Raw genomic sequence first — 21,535 nt, 5'->3', positions numbered from 1 at the left:
TCGGGCGCACCCCCGACCCACCCTTAGCTTCCGCGCCGGCCTTGATTCCACCGCGCCGAGGCCACACGATCGAGCGGGTCGACCGCGTCGATCCTCCGTCCACATTACCCGGTCACGCGGCACCGTCGACTCTTTCCAGCGCCGATCCCCCGATCGACCGCGCCGGCCCGCTCACGAGCCACAGGAAGTGCCCAGTGTCCGAAACCACGGCGGCACAAGCCGTCCTGCTGCGCACCACGGATGCGACGACACCCGTGCGCATCGCCGAGTCGGTCTTCGCCGACTCCGGTTCCGAGATGTCGCTGCCCGAGTTCCTCCAGTGGTTCGCCGAGAGACTGGCCACCGACGGCAGCGTCATCGACAAGATCCCGCTGCGCGACCTGAAGGGGTGGCGGACGGACCCGGACACCGGGAACCTGGTCCACGACAGCGGCAAGTTCTTCGTGGTCGAAGGCCTGTCGGTGCGAATCGAGGGCGCGGCGGTGCCCGCGTGGACGCAGCCCATCATCAACCAGCCGGAGATCGGCATCCTGGGCATCCTGGTCAAGGAGTTCAACGGGGTGCTGCACTGCCTGATGCAGGCCAAGATGGAACCGGGCAACTGCAACACCCTCCAGCTGTCGCCCACCGTGCAGGCGACCAAGAGCAACTACACGCGGGTGCACAAAGGCGCACCGGTGCCGTACCTGGACTACTTCACCGACACCGGCCGCAACCAGGTGCTGGCGGACGTGCTGCAGTCCGAGCAGGGTTCCTGGTACTACCGCAAGCGCAACCGGAACATCATCGTCGAGACCACCGACGACGTCGAGCTGCTCGACGGGTTCTGCTGGCTGACCATCGGCCAGCTGCACCACCTGTTCGAGATCGACAACCTGGTCAACATGGACTCCCGCACGGTGCTGTCCTGCCTGCCGTTCTCCGGGGACCGGCTGACCGAGGCGTTCTCGGCGGCGGGCGGCGCGGTGCGGCTCGACGTGCTGCGCTCGTGCAGCGACGACGAGGGCAGCCTGCACACGATCGGGGAGATCCTGAGCTGGATCACCGGCGCCCGGACCCGGCACGACGTGGCCACCACGCGCATCCCGCTGGACCAGGTGGAGCACTGGGTGCGCACGGACGAGCGGATCTCGCACGAGAGCGGGCTGTTCTTCAACGTCGTCGGCGTCGACACGGTCGCGGGCAACCGCGAGGTGCGCAGCTGGACCCAGCCGATGATCGAGCCCACCGACGTCGGCGTGGTGGCGTTCCTCGCCAAGCCGATCAACGGCGTGCTGCACGTGCTGGTGAACGCGCGGGTGGAACCGGGTTACCTCGACGTGGTCGAGCTGGGCCCGACCGTGCAGGGAATGCCGAGCAACTACTCCGCGCTGCCCGACGCCGCGCGCCCGCCGTTCCTGGACGAGGTGCTCGCCGCGCCGCCGGACCGGGTGCGGTTCGAGACGGTCCTGTCCGAGGAGGGCGGGCGGTTCTTCAACGCGCAGACCCGCTACACCGTGGTCGAGGTCGACCTGGAGGTGCCGCCGGAGCTGGCGGAGGACTACCGCTGGATGACGCTGCACCAGCTGGTGAGCCTGCTGCGGCACGGGCACTACGTCAACGTGCAGGCCCGCAGCCTGATCGCGTGCCTGCACAGCACGTTCGGCGCGTCGAACTGGGACGAGGGGTGACGGTGCGGCACGTCAGGCTCGGCCGCACGGCCCTGAAGGTGAGCAGGCTGTGCCTCGGCACGCTCAACTTCGGCGTGCGCACCACGCGGGAAGAGGGCTTCGAGGTCATGGACGCCGCGCTCGACCGCGGCGTGAACTTCTTCGACACGGCCAACAACTACGGCTGGCAGGTCCACAAGGGATTCACCGAGGAGCTGATCGGCGAGTGGTTCGGCCGTGACGGCGCGCGGCGGGAGAAGGTGGTGCTGGGCACCAAGGTGTGCCAGCCGATGAGCGACCGGCCCAACGACCAGGGCTTGTCCGCGCGGCACATCATCGCCTCCTGCGACGCGTCGCTGCGCCGGCTGCGCACCGACTGGATCGACCTGTTCCAGCTGCACGACATGGACTTCACCGCGCCGTGGGACGAGGTGTGGACCGCGTTGGAGGTGCTGATCGGGCAGGGCAAGGTCCGCTACGTCGGCACGTCCAACTTCGCCGCCTGGTACCTGGTGTCGGCGCAGGAAGCCGCGCTGCGGCGCGGGAACCTCGGCGTCGTGTCCGAGCAGTGCGTGTACAACCTGGTCCGGCGCGGCGCGGAGGCCGAGCTGATCCCGGCGACCACCGCTTATGGCGTCGGCGTGTTCGCGTGGTCGCCGCTGCACGGCGGTCTGCTGGGCGGCGCGGTGCGCAAGCTCGCGGACGGCACGGCGGTCAAGACGGCGCAGGGCCGGGCCGAGGTCGAGATGCGCACGCGGCGCGACCGGATCACCGAGTACGAGAAGCTCTGCGCCGACCTCGGCGCCGACCCGGCCGAGGTGGCGCTGTCCTGGGTGCTGACCAGGCCGGGGATCACCGGCGCGGTCATCGGCCCGCGCACCCTGGACCACCTGGCCTCGGCCGAGCGCGCCCTGGAAGCGCCGCTAGACGGCGAGGTGGCGGGAAAGCTCGACGAGCTGTTCCCGGCGTGAGAACCGGGGCCGCGACAACCGGGAAATCCGCACGAACGCCGGACCGGCCAGCCCCCCGGCGGTCTTGGTGTCAGCGCCAGCGCCCAGGGGTGAGGCTAGCCCTACCCACCGGCTCAGGGCGCGCCCCATTCCAGCGGAGCGCCGACCGCTCGTAGTGTTCCTGGCAGCTGCGATGGGGCAAGACGAACGGCGCTGACGAACCTTTGAGGAGTCACGAAGTGGAAACCCAGAAATCCTCGAGCACGGCGATTGTCCGGCTGGATTCCGTGCGCAAGGTCTACGGCAAAGGTGCGAACAGCGTCACCGCGCTCGCCGATCTCTCGCTCGAATTCGAGAAGGGCACCTTCACCGCCGTCATGGGCCCGTCGGGCTCGGGCAAGAGCACGATGCTGCACTGCGCGGCCGGGCTCGACCAGCCCACGTCCGGCACGGTCGTGCTCGACGACGTCGACCTGGGCAAGCTGAACGAGAAGAAGCTGACGCTGCTGCGCCGCCGGCGCATCGGGTTCATCTTCCAGTCGCTCAACCTGCTGCCCGCGCTGACCGCCGAGCAGAACGTGACGCTGCCGTTGCAGCTGGCCGGCACCAAGCCGGACCGCGCCGCGGTGGAGGACGCCCTGGCGCAGGTCGGTCTCGCGGACCGCCGCCACCACCGGCCGACCGAGCTGTCGGGTGGTCAGCAGCAGCGCGTCGCCGTCGCACGTGCCCTCATCACCCGCCCGGCCGTGATCTTCGCCGACGAGCCGACCGGCGCGCTGGACACCCGGTCCGGCCGCAGCGTGCTGACCCTGCTGCGCAACGCCGTGCGCAACCACCAGCACACCATCGTCATGGTCACGCACGACCCGTCCGCCGCTTCCTACGCCGACCGCGTCGTGTTCCTCGCGGACGGCCAGATCGACAGCGAGCTGCGCAACCCCACCGCCGAGACCGTCGCCGAGCGCATGACGATGCTCGGCGCCTGGGCCGACAAGGACGCCGTCGGGTCGAGCTCGTTCGGGGGTGTCTGATGCTGCGCCTCGCCCTGCTGACGCTGCGGCACCGCTGGGCCGGGTTCGTGGCGACGTTCGTCGGCATGTTCCTGTGCGCGGCGATGATGATCGCGGCGGGTGGTCTGCTGGAGACCACCGTGCTCAACGCCATCCCCGCCGAACGGCTGGCCGCCGCGCCGGTCGTGGTGACCGGGGACCAGAGGTTCGGCGCCACCGGCTCGTTCAGCGAGCGCATCCGGCTCGACGAGGGCCTGGTGGACACCGTGGCCGCCGTCCCGGGTGTCGCCGAGGCCGTGCCCGACCGGGGCTTCCCCGTCCTGCCGCTGGGCACCACCCCGCCGAGCGGCACGCCGCTGGCCACCACGGGCCACGACTGGGACACCGCGAAGCTGCGCCCGTACTCGCTCAGCGAGGGCGCCGCGCCCACCGCGGGCCAGGTCGTGCTCGACCCGATCGCGCAGCAGCAGTCCGGCGCGAAGGTCGGCGAGCCGGTCACGCTGTCCATCGCGGGCGGTGTCGAGCAGTTCGAGGTCGCCGGCATCGCGAGCGGTCCGGGGGCGAACAACTCGGCGACCGTCTTCTTCACCGCCGAGGACGCGAGCCGGTTCGTGACCGACACGTCGAAGGTCGACGCGATCGCCGTGCTGCCCGAGCCGGGCACGGACACGGCGGCGCTCGCCCAGCGGATCACCGACGCGCTCGCGGGCAAGCAGGCGACCGTGCTGACCGGTGACCAGCGCGGTCACGCCGAGTACCCGGTCGCGTTGGAGTCCGACGACCTGCTGCTGATCTCGTTGATGCTGGCCAGCGTCGCCTTCCTGGTGTCGCTGCTGGGCATCGCGGTGACGCTCACCCTGGCGCTGCAGAACCGCCACCGCGAGCTCGCCCTGATGCGCGCGGTCGGCGCGACGCCGGGTCAGCTGCGGCGGATGGTGCTCGGCGAGACGATCGCGGTCGCGCTGGTCGCCTCCGCGCTGGCCGTCGCGCCGGGTGTCCTGCTGGGTCGCTGGCTGTTCAGCCGGGTCGTGGACGCGGAGATCGCGCCCAAGATGATGGCGTTCCACCTGGGCTGGATCCCCACCGTCGCCGCGGTGGTGACGGCCCTGGTCACGGCCGTGGGCGCGGGGCTGGTGGCCGGTCGGCGCGCGACCAAGACCCGGCCGATCGAGGCGCTCGGCGACCTCGCCGCCCAGCGCACCCGCGCCGGGTGGGTCCGGCGGGGGCTGGCGATCCTGTGCGTGATCTACTCCGGTGGCCTCGTCTTCGTCACGTTCAACTTCGTCAGCGGCCCGTTCGTGGCCGGACCGGCGACCTGGTCGTCGATCCTGCTGGCGATCGCGTTGCTGCTGCTCGGCCCGGACGTCTCACGGCTCATGGTCGCGGTCCTCGGTCCGCTGCTGCGCGCGCTGTCCGGGTTCTCGGGCACGCTGGCCACGCTCAACGCGCGGGCCCGGCCGGCTCAGGTGGCCGCCGTGATCACGCCGTTGATCCTGCTGGTCTCCGTGGGCACCGGCAGCCTGTACGTGAACACGACCGAGCAGAGCACGGTCGGCAAGTACACCGAGGGCTTCGGCGCCAACACGATCCTGCGGTCGGGCCCGGACGGGTTCGCGCCCACCGTGCTGGAGGAGGTCCGGGCCCTGCCGGGCGTCGGCAAGGCGTCGGAGTTCCTGGTGAGCAACGGGTTCATCACCTCGCCGACCGACGCGTGGGCGGGCCAGCAGAGCCTCGGCGGCTGGCAGCTGAAGGGCTTGACCGCGGACGCCGCGCAGGAGGTCACCACGACCAAGGTCGCGCAGGGCTCGCTGGCGGACCTCAAGGGTGACGCGGTGTCGCTCAATGAAGGTCACGCGCAGGCCATGGGTGTGAAGGTGGGCGACTCGATCACGATGCGCCTCGGTGACGGCGAGGAGGTCGGCCTGCGGGTCGTCGCGCTGCACGCCGAGGACGAGGACTTCACCTCGATCATCCTGCCCGCCCGGTTGCTGGCCGAGCACACCACGTCCGGCCTGCCCAACCACATCGTGGCGGCGCCGGCGGCCGGTACGGACGCGGCCCAGCTGACCACGGCGATGGAGGCCGTGACGGCGGCTCACCCGGGCAGCCACGTGGTGAACCGGGAGCAGCTGAACGAGGCGTTCGAGAACTACCTCGACGCGATGGCCACGATCAACTACCTGTTCCTGACCATCCTGCTCGGCTTCATCGCGATCTCGGTGATCAACACGTTGGCGCTGTCGGTCGGCAGGCGGCGTCGTGAGTTCGGTCTGCAGCGGCTGACCGGCGCGACCCGCGGCCAGGTGATGAGGATGACGATGCTGGAGGGCGTGCTGGTGGCGCTCATCGGCATCGTGCTCGGCAGCCTCATCGCGCCCACGACGATCGTGTCGTTCAGCCTGGCGCGGACGGGTTCGCCGTTCCCGGTCGGCCCGGTGTGGATGTACTTCGCCGTGGTCGGTGCCGCGTTCGTCCTCGTGCTCGCCGCGACGTTCACGTTCGCGATGCGTGCGACGAAGGGTCGACCTTTGGAGGCGGCACTGCCAGAGGCCGACTAGCACCACCCCGTCCAGCGCCGCGTCCGCTCAGGCCCTGCGACTTCCCTTTGGGGAGTTGTGGGGCCTGAGTGTTTGTGGGGGCGGGTTGGGTTTGGGTTGGGGCGGGGCGGGTTGGGCTGGTTGGGCTGGTTGGTTGGGGGTTGGGTGGCGCGGTGGTTGGGGCCAGCTCGATTTGACATGGGGCCCTTACGGGCACCCCAGGCAGGCCAAAGCCGGGCAGGCCTGGCGGGAAAAGCGTCCGCCAAGCCTGCCCGGCTTCGACCAGCCTATGGCACCCGAACCCATGTCAAATCGGGCCTAGGTGCGGATGTTCCGGGTCCGTTGTGGGCGGGCTGGGTGTGGTGGACCGGTGGGTGGTTGCGGGGCCGTTGTGGGCGGGTGGGGTGTGGTGGACCGGTGGAGGCTCCCCTAGTCACCCCTAACTGTTCGAATGTCCTAGAGACCGGGGCGGTAATGGTTGCTGTGGCCCTCGGGCGGCCGAATACTTCGGGGCGAAGCGAGCGGACGACAGGTTTCTTCCCGAACGAAATGGGGATGGTCATGCGATTTGGGCTCCTGTATCACCACCAGCTTCCCCGGCCTTGGGCCGAGGACAGCGAAGAGCGGATGCTCAACGAGTCGCTGGACCAAATCGTGCTGGCCGACCGGCTCGGTTTCGACTACGCCTGGGAAACCGAGCACCACTTCATGGACGAGTACTCCCACTCGTCCGCTCCCGAGGTGTTCCTGGCCGCCGCCGCCGCGCGCACCGAACGGATCCGGCTCGCGCACGGCATCGTGTCGCTCCCGCCCGGCGTCAACCACCCCGTCCGGGTGGCCGAACGCCTGGCCACGTTGGACCTCATCTCCGGCGGCCGGGTCGACTTCGGCACCGGGCAGGGCAGCACGCAGCTGGAGCTGGAAGCGTTCGGCGTCAACCGCGAGACCAAGCGCGAACAGTGGGAGGAAGCCGTCGAGGTCATCACCCGCCTGCTCACCGAGACGCCGTTCACCGGGCACAACGGCCGGTTCCTCGACCTGCCGCCGCGCAACGTCCTGCCCAAGCCCAAGCAGAAGCCGCACCCCCCGATGTGGGTGGCGTGCAGCAGCCCGCAGACCGTGGAGACCGCGGCCCGCAACGGCATGGGCGCGTTGTCGTTCGCCTTCATCTCCCCCGAGCAGGCCAAGGAACGGGTCGACGCCTACTACGAGACGCTGGCCTCCGACGAGTGCCTGCCGATGGGCTTCTCGGTGAACCCGAACTTCGCGCTGGTGCTGCCGTTCATGTGCCATCAGGACGAAGAGGTGGCCCTCGACCGCGGTCTGGACGGCGCCTACTTCTTCGCCTACTCGTTCATGCACTACTACGTGAACGGCAAGCACCGCCCCGGTGTCACCGACGTGACGGCGGACTTCGAGCGGATGCGCCACCAGTTGGGGTTCGTGCGCGACCTGGGCGACGCCGCGCTCGCCTCGATGGACCCGAAGACCCGCGCCGAACGCGCCGCCCTGCGCCGCGGCATCGGCACGCCCGAGCAACTGGCCGACGTCATCCGAGCCTACGAGGACGCGGGCGTCGACCAAATCATCTTCCAGGCGCAGATCGGGGCCAACAAGCACGAGCACGTGTGCGAGGCCTTGGAGCTGTTCGCCGCCGAGGTCATGCCCGAGTTCGCGGCACGTCGCGAAGAGCGCGACGCGGCGAAGCAGCGCCGACTCGAAGTGCCGATCAAGGAGGCACTGGCACGCAAGCCGCAACGGTCGGTCGACGTGTCCGACTACGTGACGAAGGCCGAACGCCCCGAGCTCGCTCCCCGACGCTGACCCCACCGCCACAAACCACGGGCCACAAACCACCGCCCGGGCCACGAACCACCGCCCACCGCCCACGGGCCACTTCCCAATCCACAACGGACCCGCAGCGCACCGCAGAGGCCCGATTTGACATGGGTTCGGGTGCTTTAGGCTGGTCGAAGCCGGCAGGCCTGGCGGGACGCTTTTCCCCGCCGGGCCTGCCGGCTTTGGCCTGCCTGGAGTGCCCGTAAGGGCCCCATGTCAAATCGAGCCGGACCGAACCCGGGCCGCTCCGTCAAATCGAGCCTGACCCGAGCCGCCCTCACCCACCGAGCCGCCTGAACCCACCGAGCCGCCCGAACCCACCGAACCGCCGGTCAACCGCTGAGTTCCCGATCCAGGATGTCGAACAGCTCATCGGCCGTGGCGTCCTCGAGGCTCGCGGGAGCCTCCTCCACTGGCGGGGCCAGTTCGTCACGCAGGTGCCTGGCCAAGGCGATCGGCGTCGGCTGGTCGAAGATCAGGGTCGGCGGCAGGCGGTGGCCGGTGGCCTCGGCCAGCCGGTTGCGCAGCTCCAACGCGGTAAGCGAGTCGAAACCGAGGTCGAGGAAGCCGCTCGCGGCGGCGACCGCGGCGGTCCGCTCGTGCCCCAGCACGGCGGCCGCGTGCGTGCGAACGAGGTCGAGCAGCACCCGTTCCCGCTCGACGTCGGTCAGCCCGGCCAGCTTCGCGACCAGCGCCGCACCACCGACCGCGACCGGCTCGCGGCGGGCCGGACGACGTGCCAGGTCGCGCAGCACCGCGGGCACCTCGTCGGTGCGGCGGCGCAACGCCGAGACGTCCACCGCCAACGCCACGGACCTCGCCCGGTCCGCGCCCACCGACGCGTCCAGCAGCGCGAGCCCTTCCTCCACCGGCAACGGCGGCAGGCCTTGCCGTCGCATCCGCTCCAGGTCCGCCTCGGCCAGGTCACCGCTCAGCCCGGTGTCCACGGCCCACAGTCCGAAAGCGACGGACGTGGCGGGCAACCCGGCCGCCCGGCGGTGCTCGGCGAGGGCGTCCAGGAACACGTTGGACGCCGCGTACCCCGCCTGTCCGGACGCCAGCACGAGACCACCGGCGGACGAGAACAGCACGAACGCCGCCACGTCACCCGCCAGCTCGTGCAGGTGCCACGCCGCGTCGGCCTTGGCCCGCAACGTGCGGTCCACCTGCTCGTCCGTGATCGCACCCACCAAAGCGTTCTCGGCAACACCCGCGGCGTGCACGACGGCGGCAGGCGGGTGGTCGGCCAGCAACGCCGCCAACGCGGCCCGGTCCGACACGTCGCACGCCTCGATCGACACCTCGGCGCCCAGCCGGACGAGGTCGGCCCGCAACGCCTCCGCACCCGGCGCCGCCGCACCCCGCCTGCTGGTCAGCAACAGCCGCCGCACGCCGTGCTCGGCCACCAAGTACCGGGCGACGAGCGCGCCCAGGCCACCGGTGCCACCGGTGATCAGCACGGTGCCGTCCACGGGCCACCGCACGGCCGAACCGGTCGTCTGGACGAGGCGGGGCACCAGGACGTCGTCGCCCCGCAAGGCGATCTCCGGCTCACCGGTCGCCACGGCCGCCGCGAGCGGCGCGTCGGCACGGTCGACGTCCACCACCGTGAACCGGCCGGGGTGCTCGGCCTGCGCGGCGCGCACCACGCCCCACACCGGAGCCTGGCGCACGTCCACCGACGCGCCCTCGGCCGTCGCGACCGCACTGCGGGTCACCACCACCAGCCTGCCCGGACGGTCGTCCGCGACCCAGGACCGGATGGCGGCGAGCACGTCGCCCACGGCCGCGCGCACGGCGTCGGGCACGGCCACCGCGTCCGGCACCACGCACTCGTGCACCGCAAAGGGCTCGCCGACCTCGCCAGGAAGCGTGCTCCGCCACTCGACGCCGAACAGCGAGCCGCCGAACTCCCGCGCCGCCGGCCGGGACAGCAGGGCGGCCACCGACAGCACCGGCCGGCCCGCCGCGTCGGCCGCGTCGACCGCCACCAGGTCGTCGGCCTGCCTCCGCAACCGAACGCGCAGCTCGGTGGCCCCGTGGACGTGCGGCGTCACGCCGGTCCACGTGAACGGCAGGAGCGTGTCGCCGGTGTCGCGCAGCACGTCGGCGTGCAGGGCCGCGTCGAGCAGGGCGGGGTGCACCACGAACCCGGCGCCGCGCTGCACCTGCTCCGGCAGCGCCACGTCGGCGAACACCTCGTCGCCGAGCCGCCACGCGGCCCGCAGGCCCTGGAACGCCGGGCCGTAGTCGTACCCGCGCTCGGCCATCCGCTCGTACGCGTCGGCCACCTCGACCGGGGTGGCGCCGGCGGGCGGCCACTCGGCGGGCGGTTCCCAGGCGGACCGGGCGTCGGAGGCGGTGAGCACGCCGTCCGCGTGCGAGGTCCACGACGCGTCGGCGTCACCGGCGGGACGCGAGTACACGCGGACGCGGCGGTGGCCGTCCTCGTGCGGCGGGTCCACGACCACCTGGAGCGCGAACGTGCCGGTGAGCACGAGCGGCGCGGTCAGGACCAGTTCCTCCAGCGCGTCGCACCCGACGTGGCCGCCCGCGCTCAGCGCCAGCTCCACGAACGCCGTGCCGGGCAGCAGCACGCGGCCGTTGATGGCGTGGTCGGCGAGCCACTGGTGGCCGCGCGGGTCGAGGCGACCGGTCAGCACGACGCCGTCGTCGGCCAAGGGCACGACGGCCGACAGCAACGGGTGCCCGGCGCTGAGCTGCCCGTGCGCCCGCGCGTCGGAGTCCTGCCCGACCTCGGCCTGCGACCAGAAGCGGCGGCGCTGGAAGGCGTAGGTGGGCAGCGGGACGCGGCGGGCGCCGCTGTCGGCGAAGAACGCGGCCCAGTCGGGGGCGGCGCCGCGGGCGACGGCGGCGGCCAACGCGGCGAGCACACCGCGCGGCCCGTCGTGGCCCCGGCGCGCGGCGGCGCGGAACACCACCTCGGGGTCCGCCAGGGACTCCTCCCCCAGCGCGGACAGGACCGTGTCCGGGCCGAGCTCCACGAACGTCCGCACGCCGTCGGCGGCCATCGCGCGCACCGCGTCGTCGAAGCGCACGGCGTCGCGCACGTGCCGGACCCAGTGCTCCGGCGAGCACAGCACGTCCGCGCCCGCCTTCGCACCGGTGGTCATCGACACCACCGGCAACGTCGGCGGGTGGTAGGTCAGGCCGGCCGCGACCTCCCGGAACCGGGCGAGCACCGGCGCCATCAACGGCGAGTGGAACGCGTGCGAGACCCGCAGGCGCTTGGCCCGGGGGAACCGGGAGGCCAGCTCCAGCACGGCGGCCTCGACGCCGGAGAGCACCACCGCGTCGGGACCGTTGACCGCGGCGATGTCCACCTCGTCGGTCAGCAGCGGGCGCACGTCGTGCTCGCTCGCCCGCACCGCGACCATCGCGCCGCCCTCGGGCAGTTCCCGCATGAGCCGGCCGCGTGCGGAGACCAGAGTGGATGCGTCCTCAAGGGACAGCACACCGGCGACGTGCGCGGCGGCCAGCTCGCCGATCGAGTGGCCGGCGACCGCGCTCGGCCGCACGCCCCACGACTCGACCAGCCGGTACAGCGCGACCTCGAACGCGAACAGCGCGGGCTGCGCGAAGTCGGTGCGGTCCAGCAGCTCGGCGTCCTCGCCCCACACGACCTCGCGCAGGGGCCGCTCCAGGTGCGGGTCGAGCGCGGCGAGCACCGCGTCGAACGCGGCGGCGAACGCCGGGAACGCCGCGTGCAGGTCACGGCCCATGCCGAGCCGCTGCGCGCCCTGGCCGGTGAACAGCACCGCCGGGGCGCGGTGGCGGCCGCTGTCCACGACGGCGTCCGGGTGGGGTTGCCCGGCCACGACCGCGGCCAGCGCCGTGCGGGCCTCGACGAGGTCCGCGGCGAGCACCACCGCGCGGTGGTCGAACGACGTGCGCGTCGTCGCCTGGGAGAACGCCAGGTCGACCACGCGGGCGGACGGCCGGGCGTCGATCCGGGACAGCAGGGCGGCGGCCTGCCCGCGCAGCGCTTCCGGCGTCTTCGCGGACACGACCAGCGGCCACACCGCGCGCGGCGGCTCCACGGCGACGTCGGCGGTGTCGGCGACGTCCTCGGCGGGCGCCTGCTCCAGGATCACGTGCGCGTTGGTGCCGCTCATGCCGAACGACGACACGCCGGCCCGGCGCGTGCCACCGTGCTCGGGCCACGGCCGGGCCTCGGTCAGCAGCTCGACGGCGCCCGCGGACCAGTCCACGTGCGGCGTCGGCTCGTCGACGTGCAGCGTGCGCGGCAGGACTCCGTGCCTCATCGCCTGGACCACCTTGATCACGCCGCCGACGCCCGCGGCGGCCTGGGTGTGCCCCAGGTTCGACTTGATCGAGCCGAGCCACAGGGGCGCGCGGTCGGCGGGCCGGTCCCGGCCGTAGGTGGCCAGCAGCGCCTGCGCCTCGATCGGGTCGCCCAGCACGGTCCCGGTGCCGTGCGCCTCGACCACGTCCACGTCGGCCAGGGCAAGGCCGGCCGCCGCGACCGCCTGCTTGATCACCCGCTGCTGCGCCGGGCCGTTCGGCGTGGTCAGCCCGCTGGACGCGCCGTCGGAGTTGACCGCACTGCCGCGCACCACCGCGAGCACCGGGTGGCCGTTGCGCCGGGCGTCGGACAGCCGCTCCAGCAGCAGCACGCCGACGCCCTCCGAGCAGCCGGTGCCGTCGGCGGCGGAGGAGAACGACTTGCACCGACCGTCGCGGGCCAGGCCGCGCTGGACGTTGAAGTAGACGAACATGTCCGGGGTCGCCATCACCGTGACCCCGCCGGCGAGCGCGAGCCCGCACTCCCCCGACCGCAGCGCCTGCACCGCCGAGTGCAGCGCCACCAGGGACGAGGAGCAGGCGGTGTCGACCGTGACGGCGGGGCCCTCGAGCCCGAGCGAGAACGCGACCCGCCCGGTGACCAGGCTGCCGTCGCTCGTGCCGAACCCGTAGTCGTGGTACATCACGCCGGCGAACACGCCCGTGCGGCTGCCCCGCAGGGAGCGCGGGTCGATGCCCGCGCTCTCGATCGCCTCCCACGACGTCTCCAGCAGCAGCCGCTGCTGCGGGTCCATGCCGATCGCCTCGCGCGGGCTGATGCCGAAGAAGTCCGCGTCGAAGTCGGCGGCGTCGTGCAGGAACCCGCCCTCCCGCGCGATGCTGCGGCCCGGTGCGCCCGGCTCCGGGTCGTACAGGCCGTCCAGGTCCCACCCGCGGTCGGTGGGGAACCCGGTCACCCCGTCCCGGCCCTCGTCGACCAGGCGCCACAGCTCGTCCGGGGACGTCACGCCGCCCGGGTAGCGGCACGCCATGCCGACCACGGCGATCGGCTCGGTGGCCGCCGCCGTGAGCCGCGCGTTCTGCTGTCGCAGGCGCTCGTTGTCCAGCATGGACTTGCGCAGCGCCTCGACGATCCGCTCAACCGATGTGTCCACTGAGGACAGCCTCACTCTCAGTCGTCGTCGCTCGCGGCGAGCGCGGCGCGCACCAGGTCGTCCACGTCCAGGTTCTTGATCAAATCGCTCTGGTCGGTCGGCCCGTCCGACGCGGCTAGGCCGTCCGCAGCGGGTGGCGCGTCCGGCGTCCCGGCCAGCGCGAGGATCACGTCGAGCAGACCCGCGGCGCGCAGCGCGTCGACCGGGACCGACGTGAGGGCACGGCGGACCGCCTCGTCGTCGGGCGCCGCCGGTGCGGGCGCCGCCGGTGCGGGCGCCGCCGGGACGGGCGCGGCGACCGGGACGGGCGCGGCCGTCGGCGCGGGCGTCACGGCCGGGATCAGGTCCGACACCTCTTCGAACAGGTAACCGGCCAGCGCGCTCGGGTTCGGGTAGTCGAACATGAGCGTGGCGGGCAACCGCATGCCGGTCGCGGTCTGGAGCCGGTTGCGCAGTTCGATGGCGGCCAGGGAGTCCAGGCCCATCTCGGTGAAGCCCCGGTCGACGTCGATCGCCTCCGGCTCGTCGTGCCGGACGGCCGCGACGTGCGTGCGGACGAGGTCGAGCAGCACACGCTCGCGTTCGTCGTCGGGCAGGCCGGCCAACCGCTGTTCCAGCGACACGGGGGCGGGCTTGGCGGCCGGCGCGGCCGTGCGGTCCGCCGCCGCGACCCGGGTCGGGGTCGTGCGCCTGGCGACCTCGCGCAGCATCGCCGGGACCGGGGCGGACGACGCGGCCAGCGCCGCCGCGTCGACGCGCAGGGGCACGAGCACCGGCTGGTCCAGCGCCACGGCCTCGTCGAACAGCACGAGCCCCTCGGCCGACGACATCGGCGGCAGGCCGAGCGCCGCCAGCCGCTGCTCCTCCGCGCCCGCGTCCACGGCGCCGCCGCCCAGGCCGGTCACCGTGGTCCACAGGCCGAACGCGAGCGCGGTGGCCGGCAGCCCTTCGGCGCGCCGGCGCTGCGCGAGCGCGTCCACGAACCGGTTCGCCGCGGCGTAGTTCGCCTGACCCGTGCCCAGCACCAGCCCGGACACCGACGAGAACAGCACGAACGCGGTCAGGTCGGCGTCACGGGTCAGCTCGTGCAGGTGCCAGCCGCCGTCGACCTTGGGTCGCAGCACCCGGTCCAGCCGGTCCGCGTCCAGCGAGCCGACCAACGCGTTGTCCATGACGCCCGCCGCGTGCACGACACCGCGCAACGGGTGCTCGGCGGGCACGGCGGCCAGCAGGTCGGCCAGCGCCGCGCGGTCGGCCACGTCGCACGCGGCCACCTCGACCCGGGCGCCCAGCTCCGCCAGTTCGGCGACCAGCGCCGCCGCGGCGGGCGCGGTCGCGCCGCTGCGGCTGGTGAGCAGCAGGTGCCGGACACCGTGCACGGACACCAGGTGGCGGGCCACCAGCGCGCCGAGGCCGCTCGTGCCGCCGGTCACCAGCACGGTGCCGTCGGCGTCCCACGGCGCCGACCGCTCCGGGTCGGACGTGGACACCTCGGCGAGCCGCGGCACGCGCACGTCGCTGCCGCGCACGGACAGCTCCGGCTCGTCCAGCGCGACCAGCGCCGGGCTGATCCGCCCGTCGAGCACGTCGACCAGCACGAACCGGCCGGGGTGCTCCTGCTGCGCCGCGCGCACCAAACCGTGCACGGCGGCCTGCGCCGGGTCCACGTCGTCGGTGTCGACCCCGCCGCGCGTGACGACCACCAGCCGCGACCGGTCGAACCGCTCGTCGGCGAGCCAGCGCTGGAGCAGGTCCACCACGTCGGACAGCACGCGTCGCGCGGAACCGGGCACGTCGCCGTCACCGGCCGGGCACCCGAACCACACGACCTCGGGCCCGGTCGCGGCGAGCGCGTCCAGGTCGTCGAACGCGGGCACGCCCGGCAGGTCCACGTCACCGAGCACCGCCCACCGACCGGCCGGCGCGTCACCCGCCGCGCCGAGCGGCAGCGAGACCCAGCCGAGCCGGAACATCGACTCGCGCGGCCGGGTGCCGGTGGAGGCGGCGGCGGCAGCGGCGACGCGGTCCGGCGTCACCGCGCGGACCACCAGGGACCGCACGGTCGCCACCGGGTTGCCGGTGGTGTCGGCCAGTTCCAGGCGCACGGCGTCCGAGCCGACGCCCGCGTCGGAGTCGACCCAGTTGATCCGCACCCGCAGGTGCGCGATGCCCCCGGTGTGCACGGTGACGCCGGTCCACGCGAACGGCAGCTGCGACGCGCCGACGTCCTGCGGCTTGCGCCCGCCCAGGAAGTCGGTGGCGCTCAGCGCGGCGTCGAGCAGCGAGGGGTGCAGCCGGAACCGGGCGGCCTCGGTGCGCGCGTCCTCGGGGAGCGCGACCTCGGCGAAGATCTCCCGGTCGCGCCGCCAGACCCGCTTGAGCCCGCGGAACATCGGCCCGTAGTGGTAGCCCTGGCTGGTGAGGTAGTCGTAGACGTCGGAGATGTCGACGACCTCGGCGCCGGCGGGCGGCCACTCGCGGTGGCCGACGTCGAACTCCTCGGGGGTCGGGTGCTCCTGCATGAGTCCGGCCAGCACCCCGGAGGCGTGACGGGTCCAGCGCACGTGCGGCGGCGCGTCCTCGACCCGCGAGTACACCGCGAACGACCGGCGCCCGCCCGCGTCCGCCTGCTCCACCACGACCTGCACGGCGGTGCCGCCGGTCGGCGGCAGCGGCATCAGCGCCTCGATGGTCAGCTCCTCGACCACCGGGCAGCCGACCTCCTCGCCCGCGCGCACGGCCAGTTCCACGTACCCGGTGCCGGGCAGCAGCACGGTGCCGAGGACGTCGTGGTCGGCGAGCCAGGCGTGGGTGTCCAGCGCCAGCCGCCCGGTCAGCGTGACGCCACCGGACTCGGGCGCCACCACGACCGCGGTGAGCAGCGGGTGGTCGGCGTCCACCTGGCCGGCGCCGGTGACGCCGGTGTTCGCGGGTGCCATGTCGAGCCAGAACCTCCGTCGCTCGAACGCGTACGTGGGCAGGTCGGTGCGCCGCGCGCCGCGCCCGGCGAAGTAGGCCGACCAGTCGGGGCCGCCCGCCGTGACGTGGAGCCCGGCCAGCGCGGTGAGCAGGGCCTCGGGTTCGGGCCGGTCCTTGCGGACGGCGGGCGCCAGCACGGCGGGCGCGTCGTCCAGGCAGGCGTCGGCCAGCGCGGTGAGCACGCCGGCCGGACCCAGCTCCAGGAACCGGGTGACGCCGGCGTCGGCGAGCGTGCGCACCCCGTCGGCGAACCGCACGGCCTCGCGGATGTGCCGCACCCAGTAGTCGGGCGAGGCCAGGTCGGCGGCGGTGGCGAACCCGCCGGTCAGGTTGGACACCACGCGCAGCCGCGGCGTGCCGTAGTCGAGACCGGCGGCGACCTCCCGGAACCGCGCCAGCACCGGTTCCATCAGCGGCGAGTGGAAGGCGTGGGACACGCGCAACTCCGTGCCGCGGAAGTGGGCGGCGACGGCCCGGACCTCGTCGGCGACGCCCGAGATCACCACGGACTCGGGGCCGTTCAGGGCGGCGATGCCGACGCCCGCGGTGAGCAGCGGCACGACCTGGTCCTCGGTCGCGCGCACCGCGGCCATCGCACCACCGGCGGGTAGCGCCTGCATGAGCCGGCCGCGGGCGGCGACCAGCGCGCAGGCGTCGGCCAACGACAGCACGCCCGAGACGTGCGCGGCGACCAGTTCGCCGATGGAGTGGCCGAGCAGCACGTCCGGCGTGACGCCCAGCGACTCGACCAGCCGGAACAGGGCGACCTCGAACGCGAACAGGCCGGTCTGGGTGTAGAGCGTGCGGTCGAGGTCGGTGCTGCTCTCGTCGAACATCAGGTCGCGCAGCGAGAGGCCGAGCAGCGGGTCGAGGTGCGCGCACACCTCGTCCAGCGCGTCGGCGAACACCGGGTGCGCCTCGTACAGTTCGCGGCCCATGCCGGCGCGTTGGGCGCCCTGCCCGGAGAACAGGAACGCGGTGAGGCCGTCGCTCGCGGCTGCCCCGGTGACGACCGCGCCGGTGGCGACCGCGCCGGCGGACAGGTCGGCGAGGTCGCGCAGCACGTCGTCCCGGTTCGCGCCGAGCACGACCGCGCGGTGCTTCAACGCCGCCCGCCCGGTGGCCAGGGAGTAGCCGAGGTCGAGCAGGCTGGTGTCAGGGTCGGCCGCCAAGCGCGCCCTCAACCTGGCCGCCTGCTCGGGCAACCGGTTCTCGGCCGCGGCCGAGAGCACCAACGGCACGAGGCCGGCGTCGGGTTCCTGCCGGCCGGAGGCCTCCTCGGCCACCGGCTCGTCCGGCGCCTGTTCGAGGATCACGTGCGCGTTGGTGCCGCTGAGCCCGAAGGACGACACGGCGGCGCGGCGCGGACGTCCCGCGTCGACCCACTCCACCGGCTCGGTCAGCAGCCGCACGTCGCCCTCGGTCCAGTCGACCTGCGGCGACGGCTCGTCCACGTGCAGGGTCCGGGGCAGCACGCCCCGCCTCAGCGCCATCACCATCTTGATCACGCCGCTGACACCGGCCGCCGCCTGCGCGTGGCCGATGTTCGACTTGACCGAGCCGAGCCACAGCGGCCGGTCCGGCGCGCGGTCCTGGCCGTAGGTGGCGAGCAGGGCCTGCGCCTCGATCGGGTCGCCGAGCCGGGTGCCGGTGCCGTGGCCCTCGACCGCGTCGACGTCCGATGTGGACAGACCGGCGCTCGCCAGCGCCTGCCGGATCACCCGTTGCTGCGAGGGGCCGTTGGGCGCGGTCAACCCGTTGGACGCGCCGTCCTGGTTGATCGCCGACCCGCGCACGACCGCGAGCACCCGGTGGCCGTTGCGGCGGGCGTCGGACAGCCGCTCCACCACGAGCAGGCCCATGCCCTCGGCCCAGCCGGTGCCGTCGGCCGCGCCGGCGAACGCCTTGCACCGGCCGTCGGCCGACAGCCCGCGCTGGCGGCTGAAGTCCACGAAGATGTCCGGGGTCGGCATCACCGTGACGCCGCCCGCGATGGCCATCCCGATCTCGCCCTGGCGCAGCGCCTGGACCGCCATGTGCAGCGCGACCAACGACGAGGAGCACGCCGTGTCGACGGTGACGGCGGGCCCTTCCAGCCCGAGGGTGTAGGAGACGCGGCCGGACGCGATGCTGCCCGCGCTGCCGTTGCCGAGGTACCCGGCCAGGTCCTCGGGCACCTCGCCGGGACGGCTGCCGTAGTCGCCGTACATGACGCCGACGTACACGCCGGTCCGGCTGCCGCGCAGCGTGGTCGGGTCGATCCCGGCGTCCTCCAACGCCTCCCACGAGCCCTGCAACAGCAGCCGCTGCTGCGGGTCCATGGCCAGCGCCTCGCGCGGCATGATCCCGAAGAACTCGGGGTCGAACTCCGCCGCGTCGTGCAGGAAGCCGCCCTCGCGGACGTACGTGCGGCCCGGTCGGCCCGGTTCCGGGTCGAAGATGCCGTCCACGTCCCAGCCGCGGTCGGTGGGGAAGCCGCCGACCGCGTCCCGGCCCTCGGCCACCAGCCGCCACAGGTCCTCGGCGTCGCGCACGCCGCCGGGGAAGCGGCAGCTGATGCCGACGATCACGACGGGGTCGTCCGCGACGGCGGACGTGGTGACCGGCGGCGGCGCGACGGCGGTGGTGGTCGTGAGGGAGCCGTCGATCAGCGCCGCGACGGCACGGGCCGTCGGGTGGTCGAACACCAGCGTCGCGGGCAGCCGCACGCCGGTCGCCGCGGTGAGCGCGTTGCGCAACTCGACGGCCGCGAGCGAGTCCACGCCGAGGTCCCGGAACGGCCGGTCGGCGTCGATCGCGTCGGGGCTCGCGTGGCCCAGCACGGCCGCCGCGCAGGACCGCACGACGTCGAGCACGGCCCGCAGCCGCTCCGCGCCGGACAGCCCGGCGAACCGGTCGTCGGACGCCTTGGCCGCGCGCACCGGCCGACCGGCCAGGCCGCGCAGCAACGCGGGCAGCTCGTCGGACCTCGCGCGCAACGCCGCCCGGTCGACCGGCATCGGCGTCACCACCGGGTCACCGGTCGCGAGGGCGCTGTCGAACAGCGCGAGGGCGTCCTCGACGGCCATCGCGGGCGTGCCGAGCCGGGCCATCCGGTCGAGGTCGGCGTCCGCGAGCGGACCGCCCAGACCGGTGTCGACCGCCCACATGCCGAACCCGAGGGAGGCGGCGGGCAGGCCGGCCGCCGCGCGGTGGGCCGCCAGGGCGTCCAGGAACACGTTGGCGGCGGCGTAGTTGCCCTGCCCGGCGGCCAGCACGGTGCCGCCCGCCGAGGAGAGCAGCACGAACGCCTTCAGGTCGCGGGTCAGCTCGTGCAGGTGCCACGCGCCGTCCACCTTGGGCCGCAGCACGGCGTCCGTCCGCGCCGCGGTCAGGTCGCCGACCAGCGCGTTGTCGGCCACGCCCGCCGCGTGCACGACGGCGGTCAGCGGGTGATCCGCGGTGATCCGGTCGAGCAGCGCGGCGACGGCGGCGCGGTCGGTGACGTCGCACGCCTCGACCCGCACGTCCGCGCCGAGCCCGGTCAGCTCGGCCCTCAGCCCGTCGACGCCCGGCGTCTCGGCGCCGCGACGGCCGGTGAGCACGAGCCGCCGCGCGCCGTGCTCGGTGACGAGGTGCCGGGCGAGGATCGCGCCCAGCCCGGTGAGGCCGCCGGTGACGAGCACCGAGCCCTGCCAGGCGGCGGAGAGGTCGGCGGTCGCGGGCGCCGCGGCGACGAGCCTCGGCACCAGCGCCTCACCCGCCCGCAAGGCGATCTCCGGCTCGCCCAGCGCCACCGCGGAAGCCACCAGCTCGGCCGACGCCGTGCCGTCGTCGTCCACGAGCACGACCCGGCCCGGGTGTTCGGCCTGGGCGGCGCGCACCAGACCCCAGACCGGGGCCTGCGTCACGTCGACGGCGTCGTCATCCGAGGTCGCGACGGCCCGCGTGGTGCGGACGACGAGCGTCGAGGAGGTGTTGCGGTCGTCGGCCAGCCACGTCCGCAGCCCGTCGAGGACCTCGACGACGACCGCCCGGGTCGCCTCAGGCACCTCGCCGTCCTTGGGCGTGACCACGAGGACGTCGTGCGCCGGCGTCGGAACGCCCGTCCGCACGCCGACCCGGCTCCAGTCGACCCGCCACAGCGAACCGGACGACGCCGCGGCCCGGCCGAGCTCGCCGGCCGTGACGGGGCGGCTGACCAGCGAGCGCACCGACAGGACGGGGTTGCCGGAGCCGTCCGCGACGGTGATCCCGGTGACCTCCTCGCCACGCAGCCGCCGCAGCCGCACCCGCAGGTCGGTCGCGCCCGACGCGTGCAGCGACACGCCGTTCCACGAGAACGGCAGCAGCGTCGCGCCCGCCGCGCCGCCCTCCGCGTCCAGCAGGTCGGCGTGCATCGCGGCGTCGAGCAGCGCCGGGTGCAGCCCGAACCGGCCGGCGTCGCGCCTGGCCTCCTCGGGCAGCGAAACCTCGGCGAACACGTCGTCATCGCGCCGCCACGCGCGCCGCAGGCCCTGGAACGCCGGGCCGTAGGCGTAACCGCGGTCGACCAGCCACCGGTAGGCGTCGTCCACCGGCACCTCGGCGGCGCCCGGCGGCGGCCACTCGACCAGCTCGGCCGTCGGCGGGTCGGCCACCGGGCCGAGCACGCCGGTCGCGTGCCGCACCCACGGCACGTCGTCTCCTTCAGCGCGCGAGTACACCCGCACCGCACGCGTGCCGTCGTCCTCGGCCGGACCCACGACCACGCGCAGGGTGACGCCGACGTGCAGCGCGAGCGGCACTTCGAGGGTCAGCTCGTCCACGTGCCCGCTGCCGACGTGCTGCCCGGCGCACAGCGCCAGCTCCACGAAACCGGTGCCCGGCAACAGGATTGTGCCGAGCACGTCGTGATCGGCGACCCACCGCTGCACACCGGTCGAGAGCCGGCCGGTGAGGACGACCCCGCCGGAGTCCGGCTCGACGACGGCGGCGCTCAGCATCGGGTGGTCCACCCGGTCCAGGCCGGCGGTGGCGACGTCGCCGTGCCCTGGGGGGGGGGGGGGGGGGGGGGGGGGCCTCGCCTTGAACGCGGAGGTCAGTAGGTCGCCCTTGCCAGGTCTGTGGCCCGCGGAGAAAGAGGAACGGGCGACCCTACCATCGAGGATA

Annotated in this window: 6 protein-coding genes and 1 pseudogene; 5 read left to right on the top strand and 2 right to left on the bottom strand. The window is 73.7% G+C overall.

Annotated elements, in window-relative coordinates; translation table 11 throughout:
- Positions 1 to 194: 194 nt before the first annotated feature.
- The 5 genes from ACZ7GX_RS14980 to ACZ7GX_RS14960 all read left to right on the top strand — a co-directional run bounded on the left by ACZ7GX_RS14980 (position 195) and on the right by ACZ7GX_RS14960 (position 7,970).
- On the top strand, positions 195 to 1,670 hold the full coding sequence (locus ACZ7GX_RS14980) for an NDP-hexose 2,3-dehydratase family protein (protein WP_498776795.1): 1,476 nt from the start codon (positions 195 to 197) through the stop codon (positions 1,668 to 1,670).
- A complete protein-coding gene (locus ACZ7GX_RS14975) occupies positions 1,625 to 2,620 on the top strand; it encodes an aldo/keto reductase (RefSeq protein WP_498776793.1) in 996 nt (331 codons plus the stop codon). Before ACZ7GX_RS14980 ends, ACZ7GX_RS14975 begins: the two co-directional genes overlap by 46 nt.
- A gap of 218 nt (positions 2,621 to 2,838) precedes the next feature.
- On the top strand, positions 2,839 to 3,630 hold the full coding sequence (locus tag ACZ7GX_RS14970) for an ABC transporter ATP-binding protein (protein WP_498776791.1): 792 nt from the start codon (positions 2,839 to 2,841) through the stop codon (positions 3,628 to 3,630).
- A complete protein-coding gene (locus ACZ7GX_RS14965) occupies positions 3,630 to 6,167 on the top strand; it encodes an FtsX-like permease family protein (RefSeq protein WP_498776789.1) in 2,538 nt (845 codons plus the stop codon). The genes ACZ7GX_RS14970 and ACZ7GX_RS14965 overlap by 1 nt, the downstream gene beginning before the upstream one ends.
- A gap of 540 nt (positions 6,168 to 6,707) precedes the next feature.
- Complete coding sequence (locus ACZ7GX_RS14960) at positions 6,708 to 7,970, top strand: LLM class flavin-dependent oxidoreductase (protein ID WP_498776787.1); 1,263 nt, start codon at positions 6,708 to 6,710, stop codon at positions 7,968 to 7,970.
- Positions 7,971 to 8,317: 347 nt separating this feature from the next.
- Here the strand turns inward: ACZ7GX_RS14960 and ACZ7GX_RS14955 are convergent.
- Together ACZ7GX_RS14955 and ACZ7GX_RS14950 are read right to left on the bottom strand one after the other, a co-directional pair.
- Positions 8,318 to 13,408, bottom strand: a pseudogene (locus tag ACZ7GX_RS14955) (type I polyketide synthase); the annotation flags it as partial.
- Positions 13,409 to 13,443: 35 nt separating this feature from the next.
- A partial coding sequence (locus tag ACZ7GX_RS14950) for a type I polyketide synthase (protein ID WP_498776785.1) occupies positions 13,444 to 21,535 on the bottom strand: 8,092 nt, incomplete at its 5' end.

The organism is Actinosynnema sp. NPDC037264, assembly GCF_055603705.1.
The sequence above is the reverse complement of the archived record's forward strand: the minus strand, read 5'-3'. Positions and strand labels throughout refer to the sequence as shown.

Excerpts from the sequence above, each read along its gene's own strand:
- ACZ7GX_RS14965 (WP_498776789.1), top strand. The coding sequence starts at position 3,630 with ATGCTGCGCCTCGCCCTGCTGACGCTGCGGCACCGCTGGGCCGGGTTC.
- ACZ7GX_RS14960 (WP_498776787.1), top strand. The coding sequence starts at position 6,708 with ATGCGATTTGGGCTCCTGTATCACCACCAGCTTCCCCGGCCTTGGGCC.